At 37.8% G+C, this 20,984-nt stretch carries 14 protein-coding genes and 1 tRNA gene; 6 read left to right on the top strand and 9 right to left on the bottom strand.

Annotated elements, in window-relative coordinates; translation table 11 throughout:
• Nucleotides 1-102: 102 nt before the first annotated feature.
• Nucleotides 103-1,011: a L,D-transpeptidase gene (locus ACICP9_RS02645; RefSeq protein WP_395498627.1), complete on the bottom strand. Its 909-nt coding sequence runs from the start codon at nt 1,009-1,011 to the stop codon at nt 103-105.
• Nucleotides 1,012-1,112: 101 nt separating this feature from the next.
• Here ACICP9_RS02645 and ACICP9_RS02640 point away from each other — a divergent pair, with 101 nt between their 5' ends.
• Together ACICP9_RS02640 and ACICP9_RS02635 are read left to right on the top strand one after the other, a co-directional pair.
• Entirely contained in the window at nt 1,113-2,627 is a 1,515-nt protein-coding gene (locus ACICP9_RS02640) for a DHA2 family efflux MFS transporter permease subunit (RefSeq protein ID WP_395498625.1), read from the top strand.
• A gap of 258 nt (nt 2,628-2,885) precedes the next feature.
• Entirely contained in the window at nt 2,886-5,801 is a 2,916-nt protein-coding gene (locus ACICP9_RS02635) for a hypothetical protein (protein WP_395498623.1), read from the top strand.
• A gap of 30 nt (nt 5,802-5,831) precedes the next feature.
• Here the strand turns inward: ACICP9_RS02635 and cysS are convergent, their stop codons facing one another.
• Nucleotides 5,832-7,235: a cysteine--tRNA ligase gene (gene cysS, locus ACICP9_RS02630; RefSeq protein ID WP_395498621.1), complete on the bottom strand. Its 1,404-nt coding sequence runs from the start codon at nt 7,233-7,235 to the stop codon at nt 5,832-5,834.
• Nucleotides 7,219-8,622, bottom strand: coding sequence for a glutamate--tRNA ligase (gene gltX, locus ACICP9_RS02625; protein WP_395498619.1), 1,404 nt, complete (start codon nt 8,620-8,622; stop codon nt 7,219-7,221). Before gltX ends, cysS begins: the two co-directional genes overlap by 17 nt.
• A 108-nt stretch (nt 8,623-8,730) precedes the next feature.
• On the opposite strand from gltX, the gene ACICP9_RS02620 reads away from it, so the two are divergent.
• Complete coding sequence (locus tag ACICP9_RS02620; protein WP_395498618.1) at nt 8,731-9,459, top strand: UDP-2,3-diacylglucosamine diphosphatase; 729 nt, start codon at nt 8,731-8,733, stop codon at nt 9,457-9,459.
• A gap of 149 nt (nt 9,460-9,608) precedes the next feature.
• Nucleotides 9,609-10,154 carry a carboxymuconolactone decarboxylase family protein gene (locus ACICP9_RS02615; RefSeq protein WP_395498616.1) on the top strand — a complete coding sequence of 182 codons (546 nt, stop codon included), beginning with the start codon at nt 9,609-9,611 and terminating at the stop codon, nt 10,152-10,154.
• 75 nt (nt 10,155-10,229) lie between these two features.
• On the opposite strand, the gene ACICP9_RS02610 is transcribed toward ACICP9_RS02615, so the two are convergent.
• Nucleotides 10,230-10,742, bottom strand: coding sequence for a CvpA family protein (locus tag ACICP9_RS02610; RefSeq protein WP_071662347.1), 513 nt, complete (start codon nt 10,740-10,742; stop codon nt 10,230-10,232).
• A gap of 218 nt (nt 10,743-10,960) precedes the next feature.
• On the opposite strand from ACICP9_RS02610, the gene ACICP9_RS02605 reads away from it, so the two are divergent.
• A complete protein-coding gene (locus tag ACICP9_RS02605; RefSeq protein ID WP_395498614.1) occupies nt 10,961-12,592 on the top strand; it encodes an ankyrin repeat domain-containing protein in 1,632 nt (543 codons plus the stop codon).
• 69 nt (nt 12,593-12,661) lie between these two features.
• Here ACICP9_RS02605 and pyrE read toward each other — a convergent pair whose 3' ends face one another.
• The 3 genes from pyrE to ACICP9_RS02590 all read right to left on the bottom strand — a co-directional run bounded on the left by pyrE (nt 12,662) and on the right by ACICP9_RS02590 (nt 16,539).
• Complete coding sequence (gene pyrE / locus ACICP9_RS02600; RefSeq protein ID WP_395498612.1) at nt 12,662-13,198, bottom strand: orotate phosphoribosyltransferase; 537 nt, start codon at nt 13,196-13,198, stop codon at nt 12,662-12,664.
• 5 nt (nt 13,199-13,203) lie between these two features.
• Nucleotides 13,204-15,819 (bottom strand): DNA gyrase subunit A, encoded by a 2,616-nt coding sequence (gyrA, locus tag ACICP9_RS02595; protein ID WP_395498610.1) that lies wholly within the window; start codon nt 15,817-15,819, stop codon nt 13,204-13,206.
• A gap of 390 nt (nt 15,820-16,209) precedes the next feature.
• A complete protein-coding gene (locus ACICP9_RS02590) occupies nt 16,210-16,539 on the bottom strand; it encodes a hypothetical protein (RefSeq protein ID WP_395498608.1) in 330 nt (109 codons plus the stop codon).
• Between the two features lie 783 nt (nt 16,540-17,322).
• Here ACICP9_RS02590 and ACICP9_RS02585 point away from each other — a divergent pair.
• On the top strand, nt 17,323-19,713 hold the full coding sequence (locus ACICP9_RS02585) for a ribonuclease E/G (RefSeq protein WP_395498606.1): 2,391 nt from the start codon (nt 17,323-17,325) through the stop codon (nt 19,711-19,713).
• A 130-nt stretch (nt 19,714-19,843) separates the two neighbouring features.
• Here ACICP9_RS02585 and ACICP9_RS02580 read toward each other — a convergent pair whose 3' ends face one another.
• Nucleotides 19,844-20,662 (bottom strand): HAD family acid phosphatase, encoded by an 819-nt coding sequence (locus ACICP9_RS02580; protein WP_395498604.1) that lies wholly within the window; start codon nt 20,660-20,662, stop codon nt 19,844-19,846.
• A 197-nt stretch (nt 20,663-20,859) separates the two neighbouring features.
• Nucleotides 20,860-20,935 (bottom strand) — tRNA-Ala (locus ACICP9_RS02575).
• Nucleotides 20,936-20,984 lie beyond the last annotated feature (49 nt).

Genomic DNA, 20,984 nt, shown 5'->3' with positions numbered 1-20,984 from the left:
TGTATTCAATAAATAAAACCATTTAATAGCATCAACAGCCACCTAATAAAGTATAGCGTTGCAACCGACAATGATTATGCTATTGATGCTTTTTTTCTCAACTTAATCAGGACGGGTAATCGCCTCTTCGATCTTTTTCAAATCCGCTTGACTTTTATCGGTTTGGCTCGCTGTCACTTGTTCCTCAAGGGAATTGATTATTTCTAATTGGTTGTCAGCCACTTGATTATCGAAAACATCAAAATCATCGTTACTGCTAATGATATCATCGTCATCGTCGTCGTCATCACTGACTCGAACATGATTCGAAGGATAAGGTAAAATAATTACCTGCGTACCAATATCCGCAAATTCTCTATTCAGCCACTGAGCATCGTCACCAAATAATCGCAGGCAACCATGGCTCGCATTGTAGCCTGGCACACCACGTGAGCCGTGCATAGCAAAACCACCTTTAAAGAACATGCAATATGGCATCGGTGCACCGCCATAGGGTTTAGGGAATTTAGTTGAAGTACAACCAGGTCCCCGTTTATCATAAATTTTGAAGGTTCCAGAAGGCGTATGACAAGGTCTACCTAAATCTGGACACCAATTTTGACCACTTGATGCCGGCCCCCAGCGAATAATATTTCCAGCAGGACCATAAGCTGCCCAGGCATTTAATGCCGGCGAGTAAACAATCATTTTTTTACCAGAAGGCGCTCTATAGGGTGAAAATGGTGTATACTCCATCCAATTAGTTGCGTCGAGATTTCGTGGTGCAGCGATCCTCATTCCCGGCCAAATACCCGTATTCATACGGTTAATACGTTGGACCAATTCGCGTCGTTGTGGATTGGGAAATAAGGTATACCAAGTTTCCCCTCTCGCTACGACCAAGCAATACAATCGAGGATCATTACACAGGCTTTGTAATAACCACCCGCGCGCGGCAAAGCTGTCACCATGCATAATGAAGAACACAACAAGCAATGCAATCAATAAACCAAATCTTATGAGTATACGCATAATTTCTCCTTCCGCTGAGTGAGGGCGGTTTTTTCGCTTTTTAAGAAAGCGTTACTCTTATTAAAATGATAGTCTATTTTTAAAGGCTAAGAAGAAATATCATGCTTAAATTTACTGAAAAAAACCGTAAATGGTGGATCCTACTCGCCATGTCCAGTTCCTTAGCACTGGTATTTATTGACCAAACGGCCTTAGCAGTCGCTTTACCGGCTATTCAGCGTGAACTGAATCTCAGTAATAGCCTCACACAATGGGTCATCAATGCTTATTTATTAGCTTTAAGTGCCATCATCCTATTGGGTGGAAAAATTGGCGATAGATTAGGCCATAAACGTGCTTTTTTATTTGGCGTAACTGTTTTTGTACTGGCATCGGTATTAAGCGCCTTAGCCGAGTCTGGCGGGTGGTTAATCACGATGCGTGCCATACAAGGTATCGGCGGTGCGTTTATGATGCCTTCGACCAATGCTTTGGTCACTAACGCCTTTCCTGATAAGGAACGTGGCAAAGCGCTAGGAATTTATGTAGCCCTGGCGGCTATCTTCCTTGCCTTAGGACCTTTATTAGGAGGATTTTTAACTCAGGTATTTAGTTGGCGTGCCGTTTTCTGGATAAATTTTCCGATCGCTTTAATCAGTATTTTTCTAGCGATTTCCTCTGTTCCTGGCTGGACACGCACTGAAAAATTAAATATCGATTGGTTAGGATTTTTTATCTCCATCCTTTTCATTAGCGGATTTGTATTAGGTTTTATGGAAGGTCCTAATTGGGGATGGACCTCTTTATCTAGTATTAGTTTATTTCTATTTAGCACACTCAGTCTTGTTTCTTTTATTGTATGGGAAAATAAAACCAGCAATCCATTAGTAGAATTAACTCTGTTTAAAAATCTAACTTTTTCTATTTTATTTAGTGTGCTGCTGATTATTCAAGCGGTGGGTATCGTGTTTATATTTTGGGCGATTTTTCTACAAAATGTTTTATATTACACCCCTTTAAAAGCCGGTCTATTGCTGTTACCAGCTATGTTGCCTATTATAATTATGGCTCCGCTTGGTGGTCATTTACGTGATAAATACGGGCCCACGATACCGATGTTTTGGGGATCGTTACTAGTTATATTAAGTCTTATTTGGATAGGTATTTTTTGTCATCATCAAACCTATCCTATTTTATTTCCTGGTTTACTCGGTTTTGGCATTGGTATGCCCTTGATATTATCCGGCATTATGGTAACGGTAATGAATATGGTCAAAGTCGAACAACGAGGGATTGCTAGTGCGATATTGAATTGCTCACGACAATTTGGTACCTCGATAGGCTTAGCCGTGTTAGCAGGTTTGTTAGGCAGTTTAAATAAATGGCAACTCGGTTCTTTTTTAAAACACAGTGCGCCCCCCTTTTCCTCTCTGCAGGAATATCAAATTGATGGTTTATTAGTACAATCGGATCGCGCTATGCAAGCAGTCCGTCATTTGTCAGCACAAAATTTGCACCTGTTAAAAGCAGCGGCCGCTAAAGCGTATACGACCTCCTTTAGTATCACAATGTTTGTCGCAGCTTTGTTTGGCTTGATTACCTTAACGCTAGTATCTAAGCTTCCACGTAAAAAGTAGATCAATTAAAGACCAGCATCCCGCATTCTTATCTATTTATTGATTAAATTAATTTCTTAAGTTTCTGCTAAGAAAACTAATTTATAATGCCAGCATTTTTTAGTCATTAAAACTTTTAATCTATTTAACTGCAAGGAAGTCACTCTTTATTTTTAAAAAAACCTAAGATCAATGCCTACTTCCTATGTTTTCGATTCCGCTTTAAACCTTAATAAATGCTTCCAAAACACTCCGCCTTTAACTCTACAAATCAATGATTTGTCTAAACTACCTGAAGCTTGGTTGACAGAATTAGAAAATAAATGTCGTCAAGTTACGCCCAACTTAGAAAAAAATATTTTTTTTAAACATGTCGGCCCTATTGCTCAATATAAACTTAAAAAAGCTTTAAAAGAGCAATTATCATTTTTATATTATCGTGTTTCAGGTGGTTTAGACACGCCTCTAGGTCCTTTAGATAACGAGTCAAGTAAAATATTATTACTCGAATTACTCGAAGATATCCATCAATGCACACCCGGTTTTCACATTCGGGTGAATAAACTGGTCAATTCACTACAAATACCAACCGATCTGGATCAGTTATTATATTTAGTTAGGAAAAGTATTATATTAGAAATTGCCGCTCACTTAACCAATACCGTTGAAGCGATATATCAAGTTCATGTTGTTGATCGAGTATGTCGAATTGCAAAAAAACAAGGCTTAGCTATAGAACCGAATATTCAAAACGATCAATACAAAAGTTTATTATCCGGTAGCACGATTCGTGAACGCTTAGAAGAATTTTCAACACACTATACGGCATTTAAAATTCCTTTTTTATTAGCTGAACAATTACAACTTATTTTAAATCAGCATGGGTATAAAGGCCCTGAAGATATGGGTTATGCCACCGGTCCTGCAGAACATATGCTTGATATTATACAGCGATTTTTAACTCATCCCGCTAAGTCAAATACAAATAAATTTTGTCCTTTTTTCATTCTAGATAAGTTTGACGAATTTGGTGACGCAACGCGGATTTATGATATTAATTGGTCTTTGATTCGACAGCTTTTTTTTCAAAAATTAAACAACCATAACTATTATACCGCGGAACCACAAATAGTTGATTTAATGGATTACGCTTACTATCAAGCCCTAATCCCTAAAAAAGCGACTATTGAAACAGAAACTAAGCTTATTCATAATAAACTTTATGATCAAAATTTTATACTACTGTTTGACGAATTAATCTTAATTCAAGATAAGTTCCCTGATTATTGGAAAAAACTCATAACCCATCCACTGATAATAAAAAATCTTGACACTTTTTTTAATTTTTTAATAGCGCAGCCCCGTAACGTTGCTAATGCTCGAGAACTATTAAAAAAATTAAATTTTACTTATACCTTATTTTTTTCTCAAAACGATAAATTTATTTTAGACAACATCATCGTTGGAAATGCTAGTAAAAAAAATTTAACGGTAATGGATGTCAATCATAACCTACTCTTAAAATCAATTAGATATCGACCTGAAATTACTAAAAAAGCCTTTAGCCTTATTTTTGCTAAAAGTAATCATTCTCATCAAGTGTTTTTTAATCTTGCCGTCAAACAAAATAGTGAAGGCTCTAATCTTTTAATGCTAGCTGCGCGATACCATACCGAAACAATGCAACATATTTTGGGTTTATTAAATCAATTTATTAATTGTTTTGAAAAAGAAAACATTACCGAATTATTTTTTAGACAAAACAAAGAGAACTGGAACTTTATTAGTTTAGCTGCTAAATATCGATCGGATGCTATGAAATTTATTTTTGATTTTATCAGTGAAAATCCTTATTATTTCGATGAAGAAATTCTCAATAAAACCTTCAATCAATCCACCTATTCTGAATGGAATTTTTTTTACTTTTTAGCGCGCTATCAAACTAACGATGAAGTCACTATTTGTTTAGATTTTATCAGTGAAAAATTTAAACTTTCTAAAAATACCCAATGGCTAAAATTGATTTTAAACAATCACATGGGAAATATATTACGATTGGCGGCGCAATCCAATTTAAATGCACTCAGCAGTTTCTTAGCTTTCATTAATCAACATAGTGATCACATTGAACTCCCTAGTTTAAGTGATTTTTTCTTACATTCCAGTAAAAATAATTGGAACTGTTTACATGCCGCAGCGCGTTACTCTCCGAGCAATCTGTCTTTACTTTTACAGTTCATCAAAGAAAAGAGAGATAAATTCTCTGATATCGCAATAAAGAATTTATTTTTTGCACAAAACGATACCGGTCGTAATTTTTTAATGCTGGCGGCTCATTATCAAACAGCGGCCATCAATCGAATCATTGAATTCATGCAGCAGCAATCTCAACTCTTCGACAGAGAAACCTTGAGAAACTTATTTTTACAACAAAATTCTGATGGTTGGAATTTTTTAAGCGCAGCGCATAATCAGCCCGGCAACCTACAGCTTTTTTTAAATTTTATCCTTGATAATTTCGATAAATTTAATACGAAAACGATTAAAGAAATTATCTTCCAGAAAAATAAACGTGGGTATACTTGTTTGCATCTTGCTGTCCGTTATCAACCGGATAGCATAAAAAATATTTTAGATTTTATCGATCAGTATATCGATAGTTTTACTCACGAATTTGAACAATTATTGCTCGCTAAAAATAAACATGAAAAAAATTTATTACTGCTTAGTTTAAACTATCAATCTGATGCAGCTATTCATTTTTTAAGTTTTTTTAATCAGCATGTTGATCGTTTTGCTACACTTAAAAATAATGAAATTTTTAAAAAGTTTATTTGTCAGACATTCCTATTAAGCAAGGATCAAACCTTAATTAAAACCACGCTGGCTATTCATAGTGATTTATTAGTTGATAATTTTTACCGATTAGCTTTCAATGAAATGACTATACCCCGCTGCACACAATTTTTTTCATTAAAAATGTGCTGCTCTAAACAACTAAAAACAGCTGCCCAAGCATTTAAAGATCTATTAAAAAGAGGTTTACACGCTAACGACTTAATGGAATTAAAAATCATGTATCCTGCTGTAGCCCGTGGAGAACTGGGTAAGCTTTATCAAGCGTTAAATCAGGTTTTTTGTAACAATAAAGAAACGCAACCCATCAATGAAATAAAGCATCCCTACCGCTTATAAAGGGATCATAGCATAGCAGGACTGAGTTAATCATTTATTTCGCCGCCATTCAGTCCCGGTGATACTATCCTCCAATACCACCCCTAAATTCAATAACTCATCACGTAACCTATCCGCTTCTTGCCAATTTTTAACCGCTCTCGCTTCATTGCGTGCCATAATTAAAAGGTTAATTTTTTCTGCCTCGTTGCTATTTTGTACTAGGCCAAGTTTTAAAAACTGTTCTGGATCCTGTTGTAAAATACCTAAGATGCTTGCCAGATAGCGTAAACACTCCGCATAGTACTGCGCTTTTTTGTTATTCGTTCCGCGAAAACGATTAATTTCACGTGCTAATTCAAATAAGACTGCTAAGGCGTCGGGTGTATTAAAATCATCATCCATCGCCGTTTGAAATTTTTCTAGGTATTCTCCTGAGAATTGCTCAGGAACAAAAGTTTGTGGCGCTTTACCCACCAAGCCGCGTAAGCTGGTATACAACCGTTGTAGTGCCGCCTGTGCGGTTTGTAAATTTTCTTGGCTGTACTTAATCGGACTACGATGATGGCTCGACACTAAGAAATAGCGTATCACTTCAGCCGGATATTCTTTTAAAACATCACGCAGCGTAAAAAAATTACCTAATGATTTAGACATTTTTTGACGATTGATTTGTACAAAACCCACATGGATCCAGGTATTAACAAACTTCTTAGCGGTTGCCCCTTCAGATTGAGCTATTTCATTTTGATGATGAGGAAATACCAGATCTAACCCTCCGCCGTGTATATCAAAATGTTCGCCTAAAGCCGCCATCGACATGGCCGAACATTCAATATGCCAACCGGGGCGCCCTACTCCCCAGGGAGATTCCCAACTCGGTTCGTTGGGTTTAGCTTTTTTCCATAACACAAAGTCTAAAGGATCTCTTTTGGTAATATCGACAGCAACACGTGAACCATGGCGTAACTTTTCTAAATTTTGATGCGCTAATTCGCCATACGATTTAAATTTATTCACTGCATAACAAATATCACCATTTTCTGCCTGATAGGCATAACCTTTATCGAGCAAGATTTGAATTAAATCTACTATCTGTGGGATAGCATCCGTTGCTCTGGGTTCATGCGTCGGTGGCAGGATATTTAATTGGGCGAAATCTTCATGCATCGCTACTATCATGCGTTGTGTCAATGCAGACATGCTTTCATTATTTTCTTTGGCACGTTTGATGATCTTATCGTCAATATCAGTGATATTACGAACATAATTTACCTGATACCCTTGCATGCTTAAGTAACGCAGCATGACATCAAAAGCAACCAATACGCGAGCATGGCCAATATGACACAAATCATAGACCGTCATGCCACACACATACATACCGACTTTCTTGGCATGCAGGGGTCTAAATTTTTCTTTTTTTTGCGTTAACGTATTATAAATTTTTAGCATAGCATATTCTCTCGCGAATTTTTTCATTGCCTAACAGGCTAAATAATTTAGCCAGCTCAGGACCATCGTGACGCCCCGTTAATACCAAGCGTAAGGGTGAAAACAAAGCTTTGCCTTTAAGATTTAATTTTTCTTGTAATTGTTTTATTAAAACTTTAAAATCTGTATTGCTTTGCTCTAATAAGTCTAAGAGTGTCTGCCAATAAAATGGATCAACTTTTTGTAAGAATTCCTCCACTTCTCGGGTAAAACTTAATCCCTTAGATTCTGCAAATAAAATAGTCGCCCATTCTACTGCTTGCTCAGGAAAACAAATTGTCGAACGCATCAACTCTATAAATTCTAATTCAGCCACATAAGGCACTAAATTTTTTATTTTAGGCTTTAACCATTCGTACAGTTTATCATTAGAAATATGTAATAAAGCTTGTTTTTGCCAATATAATAATTGGGTTGGGTCATAGTGTGCCGGTGATTTTCCGAGACGACTCGGTGAAAATTGATCGGCTAAAGCATGAATATCAAGAAAACTTGGATTAGGATAAGTATGACCTAAGCGTGCTAAATAATTCTGTAAGGCTTCGGCAAAATAACCTGCTTCCCGCAAACCTTTAATACTAAAACTCCCATGACGTTTTGATAAAGGCGCACCATCCTCACCGACAATTAATGCCATATGCCCATAAGCCGGAATATTTAAACCTAAAGCCTGCAATAACATAATTTGCCGTGGTGTGTTGGTGAGATGATCTTCACCACGCAATACATGCGTAACTTTCATTAATGCATCATCAATCGCGTTACAAAAGAAAAATGCGGCTGAACCATCACTCCGCTGAATCACAAAATCGCCGATATCATCACTGGAAAAGCTTTGCTTGCCTTTGACAAAGTCATCAAAACGTATCACTTGCTTAGGTAAAACATGAAAACGCAAACTCGCTAACTGACCTCGAGCCTTTTTTTCGGCCACTTGCTCGGTAGTTAATTGACGACATTGGCCGCTATAACGTGGTGGTTTGCCCAGTGCCAGCTGATGTTTACGCATCATGAGCAATTCCGATTCACTACAAAAACAAGGGTAAGCACGACCGATACTAACTAATTGTTCATAATAAAGCGTGTAAATCGCTTGCCTTTGCGATTGGTAATAAGGCCCCAAGCCTTTTTCTTGACCAGGACCTTCCTGCCAAGGTAAACCTAACCAGAGTAAGTCTTCCTCTAATTCTTTAGCCAGCGCCAATAGCGAGCGCGTTGCATCACTGTCTTCTATCCGCAATAAAAAACAACCGGCCTGTGAATGGGCCAACAAAAAATTAAATAACGCGGTTCTAGCATTTCCTAAATGGATATGGCCGGTAGGACTAGGTGCAAAACGAGTTTTCATAATCAACTACTTGTTTAAAATTTTGGTAGGTTCATCCAAGATGTTTAACTATTATTAGGGTTAAAAAATATCATCACGACCTGCTAATTTACGCTATTATTAAGTCCTATGTCGACCCTCTTTATATCCGATTTACATCTCAGTAGCGACCAACCTGCCATAACGCAGTTGTTTCTAAATTTCTTACAGTACCAAGCCAAGCAAGCTGAAGCTTTATATATATTAGGTGATCTATTTGAAATTTGGGTAGGTGACGATAATTTAAGCACCTACAATCAAAGCATTATAGCGGCACTCGCTGAATTAACGGCCAGTGGCATAGCAACTTACTTCATGCCCGGGAATCGCGACTTTCTCATAGGTAAACGTTTTATTCAGCAAACGGGCTGCCGCTATCTTACTGATCCGACAATGATTGATTTGTATGGAAATCCCACATTACTCACACATGGTGATAGTTGGTGCACATTAGACAAACATTACCAACGCTATCGGCGCTGGTCGCGTAATCCCTTTTGGCAATTTTTATTTTTACATCTACCTTTAGTATGGCGACAAAAAATTGCTAATTTCTTACGTAATCAAGAACATTCCACCGCATCGACTGATGCGACGAAATATGATGTAACCCTGCCTGATATGTTAGCTTGCTTAAAACACTATTCAGGTACACAACAAATCATCCATGGTCACACTCATTTACCAAGTATTCAATTAATAAAAATTGCGGATGATACATGGATAAAACGTTTTGTGTTAAGCGACTGGACTTCTAAGCAAGGGAATGTATTAAGCGCATTACCGAATCATAGCTTTGAATTAATCTATTTCAACTAGTCTCGATTAGCTTACCGTTTAAAATCAAAGACGTATTACGTATACTGGATACCTTACAAACTAACGAATTATGTCCTTGTCATTGGAAAAAAGGCGGAGCCCCCTAGCATCGCACTGTTGACCAAACCATAACCTTTCAGGAGATTATTATGATCCTAACGATAGAAACATTCAAAAACAAACTGTTAGACAGTGCAAAAGATATTAAACTAAATCTATCGAACATTTTAACAGAAGAAGGCTCACCGGATTTAAGCAAAAAACAGATCGGCGGCATTGCACTGGCTTCGGCGTGTAGCATAAAAAATACAGCCTTAATAGGAGCCGTTTTATCGGAGTTTAAATCTATATTGTCAGAAGCAGAAATAAACGCTGCCAAATCCGCAGCCACTATCATGGCAATGAATAATATTTATTATCGATTCATTCATTTGGTTAATGATAAAGAATTTTCGAGTATGCCGACTAATTTACGCATGGGTGTGATTAGCGATCCAGGTGTCGATAAAGTGAATTTTGAATTAAATTGTTTAGCGGTATCGGTAATCAATGGTTGTGGCCTGTGCATTGAAGCCCATACTCGCGGCTTGATAAAAAATGGTGTCAATAAACTGGGGATGCAATCGAGTGTGCGTATCGCGTCAGTATTAAATGCTGCAGCGGTTGCCTTCGAAATTGCAACACTTCAAGAATAATTAATCTAAATAGCTTGTTTACTGAGTAGTTTATACTCAGTAAACAGCATTCGCTTAATAAACCTTTTGCTCAAATTAGTATTGAGCTTTCTGTATTTCAAGATGACTATGTATAGACTCGGGTAAGAAACTACTCAACCAATCTTCTAAAGGTTGGAAATGTGGTACTAATACGGACTCTTGCCAAGATGCTTCTTTAGCGAACGGAGTTAAACTGACCAGCATCATTAATAACACTACCACTAAAATTCCGCGTGCAATTCCAAAAATAATCCCTAACACACGATCAGTGCCGCTTAATCCAGTATTCGCGACAAGTTGACCGATCAAATAATTAATCAGCATACCCAATATTAATGTCACTAGGAATAAACCGACAAAACTAACCACTAACCTGACTGAATCAGAATGAATAAAATTTACCAGTAAATCAGCAATATAACGATAAAAAATAAAGCTGACTGCAATCGCGGCAACCCAAATAACCAAAGAAATCACTTCGCGCACAAAGCCTCGCATGACGCTAATTAATACGGACAACGCAATGATGGCGATAATGGTGTAATCGATCCAATTAAATGTAGACATCAGAAAAACCTTAGAATAGTGTAAAGAATTTTAAACGTGTAGATAGCACCCCGTTGGGTTATATAGTATAAACTACTTTTTTAAAGTAGTGATATTAATAACGTTTGAAAACGGAGAAAGCCTATATCTTAGGACAAAAAAAGACCGATAGTATTTTAAATGCAACCCATTAACTCCTCTATCACTTAATTTTTAATTAATTCAAAGGAAGTAGTGTCATGTGGCAATCGAATTCTACTCTTGACGCAGGAACTCTGTTACGTCGCGCTGCAGCCGAAGGAGACGTAGACAAAGTTAGAAGCTTGTTAGATGATAAAAACTTTATCAATCATAAAAGTTCAAATGGTAATACCGCATTACATTGGTCTATCGTCAATAAACATTATGCCGTCACGAAACTCTTATTAACTCTCTCTGGCATCCATGTCGACGCTAAAAATAAGCAAGGTGATACACCTCTACATTTAGCGACAAAACAAGACGATAAAAAAACCGTCTATCGTTTACTAAAAGCCGGCGCGGGAAAAAAAAATATAACCGACAAAAAAGGATTTTCTCCTTTAGATTATGCTTTGGATAAAAATTGTAGTTTTATAGTCGCTAAATTAAAACAAATGCTTCCTAATATGACTTTTAAAAATGATGATCAGCTTGCCGAACAAGCCTATGAAAAATTTAAAACAAACAATACTAATCTACTACGCAATAAGAAAATCTTTGATCCTAATTATCTTTGTAATGATAAAGTGGCTCGTTATTTTCTACCGGGCAACCCGTTCACGTTAGTCGCGATACAAGCCGCCATAGAGAGAGGTGTCCTTAATCCGCATAAATTATTTTGTTCGGGTAATTTACTGCAAAGCGCAGCCGTTTCTCGAGTTGACACCTGTGAAAAATTTCGTTGGCTACTCGAACAAGATGTCGATCCTAATCTGCAAACCTGCCACGAGATAAATCCTTGTTCTTATAAAAACACTGCTTTACATACACTGATTGCTAACGAAGATGAAAAGGATGCGCTAGTGTTCATCGATATGCTCAATACTAATCAAAAATTTAACTTCAATTTGACGGATAATGAAGGAAAAACCTGTCTTTGTTTAGCGACAAAAGTAGGTTTATCTAACGTGGCTAAGAAACTAATTAAATTAAAAGATAGAGTTGATGTCAATGTTCCTGATGAAGACGGTAATACGCCTCTACACTATGCGCTTCTGTTAGGACATTCATCCATTGCGACTGAACTGCTTGCCCATCAAGCGAACAAAAATGCAAAAAATAAAGAGAACAAAAACCCTTATGAATTATTAATCTCAACCGATAGTGAAGATGTTAGGGACTGTTTAGAGATCACTTGGATTAATCCAGATAAAAAAGTTAAACCTTCTAGAAAAACTTATATTCAACTGTGTATGGAAAATAGAGAACGCGCTAAAAATGAGTGGGTTACTATTTTTAGCAATATCAACCTACCTATAGCAAATAAGCGAAAAAGCATTTGTTTTCTCCTAGCCGCAGCAACCGGCGATTTAACTAAGCTGAAAGATCACTGTGATAGCTTTACACTGAATCAAGTTAACGCAAAAGGGAATACTGCTTTGCATTTAGCCTGTGATCGCGGCCATGATGAAATTATAAAATATCTTTTAGAACAACCCAAAGTCAATCTTGACAAAAAAAATAATGAAAACATAAAAGCAATTGATCTATTGAGTAATCCATTACTTGCGACATTATTCAAAGAAAAATTTTTTGGTATAGAAGAAAAAACAACTGAAGATAAAAAAGATAATGGTAATCGATTAGTTCAGGATTCAGGAACTCTCAGTAACAAAACGAATGGGCTTTAAGCAATTAATAATAATAGAATCTCAAAGCTTAGATTACTTAGTCGATCATTTTATAATCAAGCCAATAAACTAAATATGGACCTTAATAATCCCATCCAGCGTGTAGACACTATGTAATCGATAACCCGCAGCCAATAACGCTTCTTTTCCGCCTTGCTGTCTATCCACTAACACAACGATATCTTTTACTTGTATATCGTGTTTTTTTAAAATCTCTGCTATCTGTAACACACTGCCCCCGGTAGTGACGACATCTTCAACGATTAAACAATCTTGACCGAGTTTAAAAACTCCTTCGATTTGTTTTTTAGTCCCATATTCTTTAATTTCTTTTCGACACATTAGCATCGGCAGGTTTTGACCGAGTGAAATAGCCGTAGCCATAGGTAATGCGGTATAAGGCACACCACATAACAAACTCGGTTTAAGGTGTTTTATCTTACCCCACAAGGCATTAGCAACGGCCCGCAATAACGGTGGATAGGAAATAATTGAGCGACAATCCATATAGATTGGCGAAATTTCACCGCTACGCAGCGTAAAATTGCCCCATTTAATCATACCCCGGTTAATTAAAGCATCGAGTAATTTTTGTTTTTCCATCATTAGGCTTAATTAAGATTGTCACTATCCGTTTTCTCTGGCGCTAAATGTATTAATGTATCGGTTTGTTCCGGACTTACGATCAAATCTTCTTCGATACGTTCTAAACCCACTAAGCTTTCACCTTCATTCAGTCGTATCAGTCGTACCCCTTGTGAATGACGGCCTGCCACACGAATTTCAGCAACTCGTGTACGCACTAACGTCGCTTTATTGGTAATTAACATGACTTCATCAGAAGGTAATACTTGCACCGCAGCGACTACATTTCCATTCCGCTCGGTGGTTTTAATCGCGACCACACCGCTACCACCACGACTCGTCAAGCGATGCTCAGGAACAGGGGTGCGTTTACCATAGCCATGACTGGTTGCTGTTAAAATTAATCCTTCAGGCTTAGCAATGATTAAGGAAATAACTTGCTGTCCTTCTTGTAATTTAACACCTCTTACACCACAAGCCGTACGGCCCATACAACGGACTTTACTTTCATTAAAACGTATGACCTTACCCGCATTAGTAAACAGTAAAACATCTTGCTGACCATCGGTTAATGCAACGCCCACTAAACGATCACCTGCTCTCAAATCAATCGCAATAATTCCGTCGTTACGTGGTCTAGAAAAATCAATCAAACTGGTTTTTTTCGTCGTACCATTCGCCGTAGCCATAAAGATAAAATGTTCGGCACTATAATTCTGTACGGGTAAGACGGCAGTAATTCGTTCCGTTTCACCTAAAGGTAATAAATTAACGATAGGACGACCTTTGGCAATCCGGCTACCTTCGGGTAATTTATACACTTTTAGCCAATAGACTTTACCCACGCTAGAGAAACACAATAACGTAGCATGCGTATTGGCAATTAATAAATGTTCAATAAAATCTTTTTCTTTGACATCGCCTGACGACTTCCCTCGACCACCACGACGTTGTGCGTGATAAACATCTAAACTTTGTCGTTTGACATAACCTTCATGCGACAATGTCACCACCACATCCTCGGCAGGAATCAAATCTTCTTCATTAATTTCAGCATCAACACTAATAATTTCGGTACGTCGTGGATCAGCGAATTCTTCTTTAATTGCCATCAGTTCATCATGAATCACCTGACGTAAGCGTTCCGGTTGATTGAGGATATCTAATAAATCAACAATAATATCTAATTGATCGCGATATTCTTTTAAAATTTTCTGTTGTTCAAGGCCCGTTAAACGATGTAAACGCAGTTCGAGTATCGCTTGTGCCTGTTCAGGTGATAATCGATAACTATTTTCGCCTTTTTTTACTCCATATTCATGCGCTGCATCTATCGTTAATTGGGTTTCCAGCAAATCGGTTTTAGTCAGCATCTCAGCCACCATACCTAATTGCCAAGTCTGAGCTAACAGCTGAGATTTGGCATCCGCGGGATCCTTAGCGATCTTAATCAACGCGATCATCGGATCAATGTTCACTAAAGCAATACCTAAACCTTCTAAGATATGGGCACGTTCTCGGGCTTTCCGTAACTCAAAGATCGTACGCCGTGTCACCACTTCTCGACGATGTGCTAAAAATTCGATAATTAATTGTTTGAGATTAAGTAATACGGGTCTGCCATCGACCAAAGCCACCATATTAATACCAAACGTGACTTGCAATTGGGTTTGCGCAAATAAATTATTCAATAACACATCCACGTTTTCACCGCGCCGTACTTCAATCACCATGCGCATACCGTCTTTGTCGGATTCATCGCGCAATGCAGTAATCCCTTCAATACGCTTTTCCTTTACCAATTCAGCAATTTTCTCGATGAGTTTTGATTTATTTACTTGGTAAGGGAGCTCTGTCACAATAATTCGTTGTTTATTCGATTTTTCGTCCTGTTCGAGTTCGATACGTGCTCTAACAAATACTCGTCCACGACCACTGTGATACGCCTCAATAATACCCTGCTTACCATAGATTAAACCCGCCGTCGGAAAATCAGGTCCTTTAATAAAGTGCATCAAACGTTCTATGGTCAATTCAGGATCGGCTAATAAGGCCACACTGGCATCGATGACTTCAGCAAGATTATGCGGCGGGATATTAGTCGCCATACCAACTGCAATCCCTGAAGAACCATTGACCAGTAGATTGGGTACGCGGGTCGGTAATACGGTAGGAATCTGTTCTGTTTCATCATAGTTTGGTGCAAAATCGACAGTTTCTTTAGCTAAATCTGCTAGCAAGGCATGTGCCAACTTCGACATCCGAATTTCGGTATAACGCATCGAAGCCGCGGAATCACCATCAACCGAACCAAAGTTACCTTGTCCATCAATCAACACAGAACGCATGGAAAAGGTTTGCGCCATACGCACGATGGTATCGTAAATCGCCCCATCACTATGTGGATGGTATTTACCAATTACATCACCCACCACACGAGCAGACTTTTTATGCGGCTTATTCCAATCGTTGCCAAGCTCACTCATGGCAAATAAAACTCGCCTATGTACCGGCTTTAAGCCATCTCGTACATCAGGTAACGCTCGACCTACTATGACACTCATAGCATACGCCAAGTAGGACTGCTTTAGTTCCTTTTCAACTGTTACTGAAATGATTTCATTAGCCACTGATTCTGCCATAAAAGCGCAAACCTATGATACTTAAAGAGTTCTAGATAGTTATACTCACAGCAATTGGATTTTTGGCAAGTGGCGCAACAGCAATCTGGGTATATACAATATATCCAGATTGCTGCAAGTTAGGTGCAATACAAGCAAAAATTCAAGCCCAAAGAGTATACCATAAATAGGCTTAACTGGCAGTGTGATCCAGTAAAATTTTTAAACAAAAAAAGCGTTTTTCCTTAGATTTAATAGGAAACTTCAGACGATAAATTTAGACTTTTCCTGGCTACCCTATGCTGTTTAAAAACAGCGCAGGATAGATCCAAGAGAAAAAGCAAATTATTAATTATTCTTAAACCAGCCTATAAACAGTGATTTCTAGGCTGGTGTTTATAATAAATTTACTTATTTTGATCCAGCGGCAGAATTAGCTGAGTTATCTTTATTAGCGGGTTCTGCGGGTGTTGTCGTATTGGTGGTTTCTTTGTTAGATGATGTATCCGGTGTTACTGGAGTAGCGGGCGTAACATCGCTAGGTGGTATTTGAGTAGGCTCCACAGCTTGTGGACTAACCGACATTGGCGCATCCGAACCAGATGAATTCGCTGGATTAGCCATTTGATCTTGAACAGGCATTGCGGTATCTGATTGATCTCCTTGCTTATCAGAAGGCTGATGATTACAGCCGACTAACGCCGCCGTCAGCAGCATTGAAACCAAAAACTTCTTATACATAAGCAAAATTCCCCATCTAAAAATAGTGCAAAAAAACATTAAAGAACAAAGTTGTCAGCAATAGACTGACAAATCCGTAGCCCATAGTAGAAGCCAACTTAAGCATAGCAAAACTTTCAAGTAAAACAAAATCTCATAAAAATTAGACTTGACTGATTAAGTCCTGCACACCTCCTCTTCCTATTTTAATTAACCAATCTACTCAATATTGTTATAAAATCCTCTGCTGAACCCCCTCTTTTATTGCCAACCTACTAAATACTGTTATAATAAGTCCTAGATTTAGTTTCCAGTGTCAGTATATAGCTCGGCTAAACCCTCTATTTAACTGACATAAAAACAGAACGAAATGATAAGAAATCAACGTTTTTGTAAATAGAGCTAACTAAGGTAAAAATTTTTAGTTAATAAATTTACTCTTGGTGATGAATTTTAACGCCAAAATTAGAGAATTAGTCCGGCTTCTTAAGTTTGCAACTTTTTATTTGGTCGATATTCTTAGGGTGCAGATTTTGTGAATAGTAAATATTATTCGCAAAAAATATGGTATTCAGAATAGGCAGCATATAATCCGTGTTAAAATCAGATATTTAAAACTCGCTACTTAGCCTAAAGGGCAAAATAGCTTATGCAAAGAACCCTGTTGACTCATTCACCCCTTTTAATTAATTAAGCGGTCATTGTTTCAGGTAATGGCAATAGTTTTTAATTTCTTTTAACCACAATTATCACATTGACAAATAAGCAAGCTTAGTTGAGCCTTCATTAAAATAGGATTCAACGATGCATAATGAAAAAAATCGAATATTGATCAATGCAAATCAACCAGGAGAAATTCGGGTTGCTTTGCTCGAAGACAACAAGTTATCCGACCTAGATATCGAATATAGTGGTCAAGAACAAAAAAAATCGAATATTTATAAAGGAAAAATTAGCCGTATTGAGCCTAGCTTAGAGGCTGCATTCATCGGCTATGGCGCCGATCGTCATGGTTTTTTACCCTTCAAAGAAATCGCTCCTTCATACTTTAAGGGGAGAAATCATGAATCACAATCCATCAAGCACTCGCTGAAGGTCGGCCAGGAAATGATGGTACAAATTGAAAAAGAAGAACGGGGTGACAAAGGCGCTGCTTTAACCACTTACATTACTTTACCCGGTAGCTACTTAGTATTGATGCCTAATAATCCGGGAGCCGGCGGTATTTCACGACGTATCGAAGGAGAAGAACGACGCGAAATGCAAGATCTCATGCAAGAGCTCATGAAGCAAATGGATCTTTCAAAAGATATGGGCCTTATTCTACGCACGGCAGGCGTAGGTAGAGAGTTTCCCGAACTACAAAATGATTTGCATTTGCTTATCCAACAATGGAATGCCATACAGAAAGCATATAATGAGCGCCCTGCTCCTTTCCTTATTTTCCAAGAAGGTGATCTGATCACACGTTCGATACGTGATTATTTAAGACGTGATATTGACGAAATTATTATCGATGATAAAAAAATCTATGAAAAAATTAAACATTACATAGAACAAATTCGACCTGATTTTGTATCGCGAATTACGCTTTATCAAAATTCTATCCCCTTATTTATGTATTTTGATATTGAAGAAGCCGTTGAATCTGCATTTAAGCGCAAAATAGAACTCTCCTCTGGTGCCACCATAGTTATCGATCGTACCGAAGCCTTAGTTTCTATCGATATTAACTCAGGGCGTTCTACCAAAAATGTAGACATTGAAGAAACCGCCGTTGCCACCAATCTTGAAGCGGCTAAAGAAATTGCCCATCAATTAAGGGTGCGTGATTTAGGAGGCTTAATTGTCATTGACTTTATTGATATGAATTCAGAAGAAAATCAACGTAAAGTCGAAAACTGCTTACGTTTAGCAACTAAAAAAGATCGTGCACGCATCCAAATAGGTCGAATTTCTGCGTTTGGATTATTAGAAATGTCACGACAACGCTTACGCCATTCCTTAGGAAAGGCTAACGAAACCCTATGTGCACGCTGTAATGGTGAAGGAACAGTACGAACCATAGAATCATTAACTTTATCTTTATTACGTGCAATAGAAAAAGAAGCTTTAAAGAAATCTACCCAGCAAATACGTGTCGAAATACCTGTCGATATGGCTACTTATCTAATCAATGAAAAACGCCCAGCCATACAACAAATTGAGCAACGTTATAAAATAAACCTAGTATTAATACCTAATCCCTATTGGCAATCTCCTCAATTTAAAATTACTGGTCTAGGTAGAAACATAAATCTGCAGGCGAATGAAAACGCGAGCTACCAAATACTCGATAAATCTTGTGCAGAATCACCGTTACCCTATAGCGCACCGACTATTAAAACGATAGAAACACCAGCTGTTAAATCCTTAAGCTTTGCGATTAACAAAAATAAAACTAAAACTCAATTAGGTTTATTAAGCCGATTGCTAGGTATGCTAAAAGATCTCGGTAAAACCAAGGTTGAGCTTAATAAAAAACCATTAAAAAAAGAGATAACTCATACATCTATGTATCCTAACGATCCACATAGACATCCTTCAGAAAGACGTTATTCAAAAACAAATCGGAATAACCGAATGCGAAATCCTCGCCGCGATGATAGAGACAGACGTGATAAAGATGGAGAAGGAAGCGATAATGGTAACGGCGGGCAACACCGCCCTAACACGGGTAAGCAACCACATAATCGTTATAATAAACATCACGCTCAACGTTATGAATCACATCCACAACAACAGAATAATAAATCGACTCCTGCTGTTGTAAGCACAGAAAGAAAATCATTAGCTAATAAAAGAAAACAACCCCTGTTAGAAAAAACAGTAATAAAACCCGAAAATAAACTACACACTCAAGCATCGAGAGAAGAAAATCTAACCATTAAACCAGAATCTAAAATTCCAGAAAAAAAAGTGATTATCTCGCAACAACAGGTTGAAAAAATTACTCCGAGCCAGGAGAAAAAAAAACCACTTGCTGATCCAGTGACTAACACAGCTAACGTTAATGCCAGCAACCCTACTCCCTCTACAAACGCTAACAATCCCTCGTCACAACGCCGAAACACGATGCGACGTTATGGCGGTGAACCCAAATTACGTCATCGCACCTACAGTCACTATGAACAGGATCAAAAAACCAAAAGCTAATAATTAAACTTGAATCCATCTAACACCTAGCCTTCCAAACCCTCGGTTTTAACACATAGACCACCGAGAGAAACGCTGTAAATTGTAAAAATGGGTGCTTCACGTTCTTAATAAACAATAAAGACAACACTTAGCTGGATGGATTAGCTTGCCAACTACCATACAAAGGGTTTGGTAAAACGAAATAACCGAAACCAAACTGACTATATTGTTGCGTATCATTAGGGAAAGCATACGCAGTAGCTTGCTTAAATTCAGGGAAATCTTGGATGTTATCGCCAAAATAGGCAATCACGAGATGTGGAGGTAATTTGTTAGACCATACCATTTCATGGGGATCATAGCAGCCATGTGTCACGGCATTAAAGCGTGGATTTTTATCTGCTGGATGTTTAGATTTTTTATCATTCGCTAAAATAACTTGATCAAAAGTAACGTGTTGTTGTTTTAAATTATCGATAGTGGCCTCGAGGCTGGTAATTCCAGATCGATCAACATAAGAACCATCACGATTAGAAACCAAACTCACATAACCGCCTAATTGATGCACCAATCGCGTAAACGCTACAACGCCTGGTAATGCGTGTGACTTTTGCGGGATCGTCACATAATGTTCAAAGTCTGCTGGATTCGCAGCTAAGTTGCTACATTGATAGTAATACCAGGAATTATCTAACGTCGTTTCGTCAATATCTAAAACCACGCCCCAGGTTTTAGCTTTGGGATGATGCTGTTGGACCCATTGTTTAATATAAGCCGATCCGATGTTATATACCTGTCGATAACTAGCTTTTTTCTCTGCCGAATTTCGATACCATTTAACCGCTTGAGCTATCGCAGAGTTTTTTTTTGCAGTCGGCGCGCAAACAATGACGTATTGATTATTAGCAAAAGCAAGCGGGGAGAAAACAGATAGATACACTAAGGTCACTATTAACCATTTCTTCATATATTTTTGCTCTATCAAATTAATTAAATGACACTCGACTCAAGCTAAAAATTCACAGTTCTTATCCAAAATAAATAAAGATTAGGATTGATGATAAAAAATTCAGAGATTTATTTCAATTAATATTATTCAAACTGAAAAGCCTGCGTTTTTTAAATAGTCTTTGCTATTTATTAACTGCCTCAGGCTTTTTTTATTGGTGGAGCTAAGCGGGATCGAACCGCTGACCTCTTACATGCCATGCAAGCGCTCTCCCAGCTGAGCTATAGCCCCGTGTTGAGCATTTTACCGTAGCACCAAACACTGTCAACCGTGAATATTA

This window comes from Rickettsiella endosymbiont of Litargus connexus (assembly GCF_964277335.1).
GTDB classification, from domain to species: domain Bacteria; phylum Pseudomonadota; class Gammaproteobacteria; order Diplorickettsiales; family Diplorickettsiaceae; genus Aquirickettsiella; species Aquirickettsiella isopodorum.
This window is presented reverse-complemented; position numbering and strand designations above follow the sequence as displayed.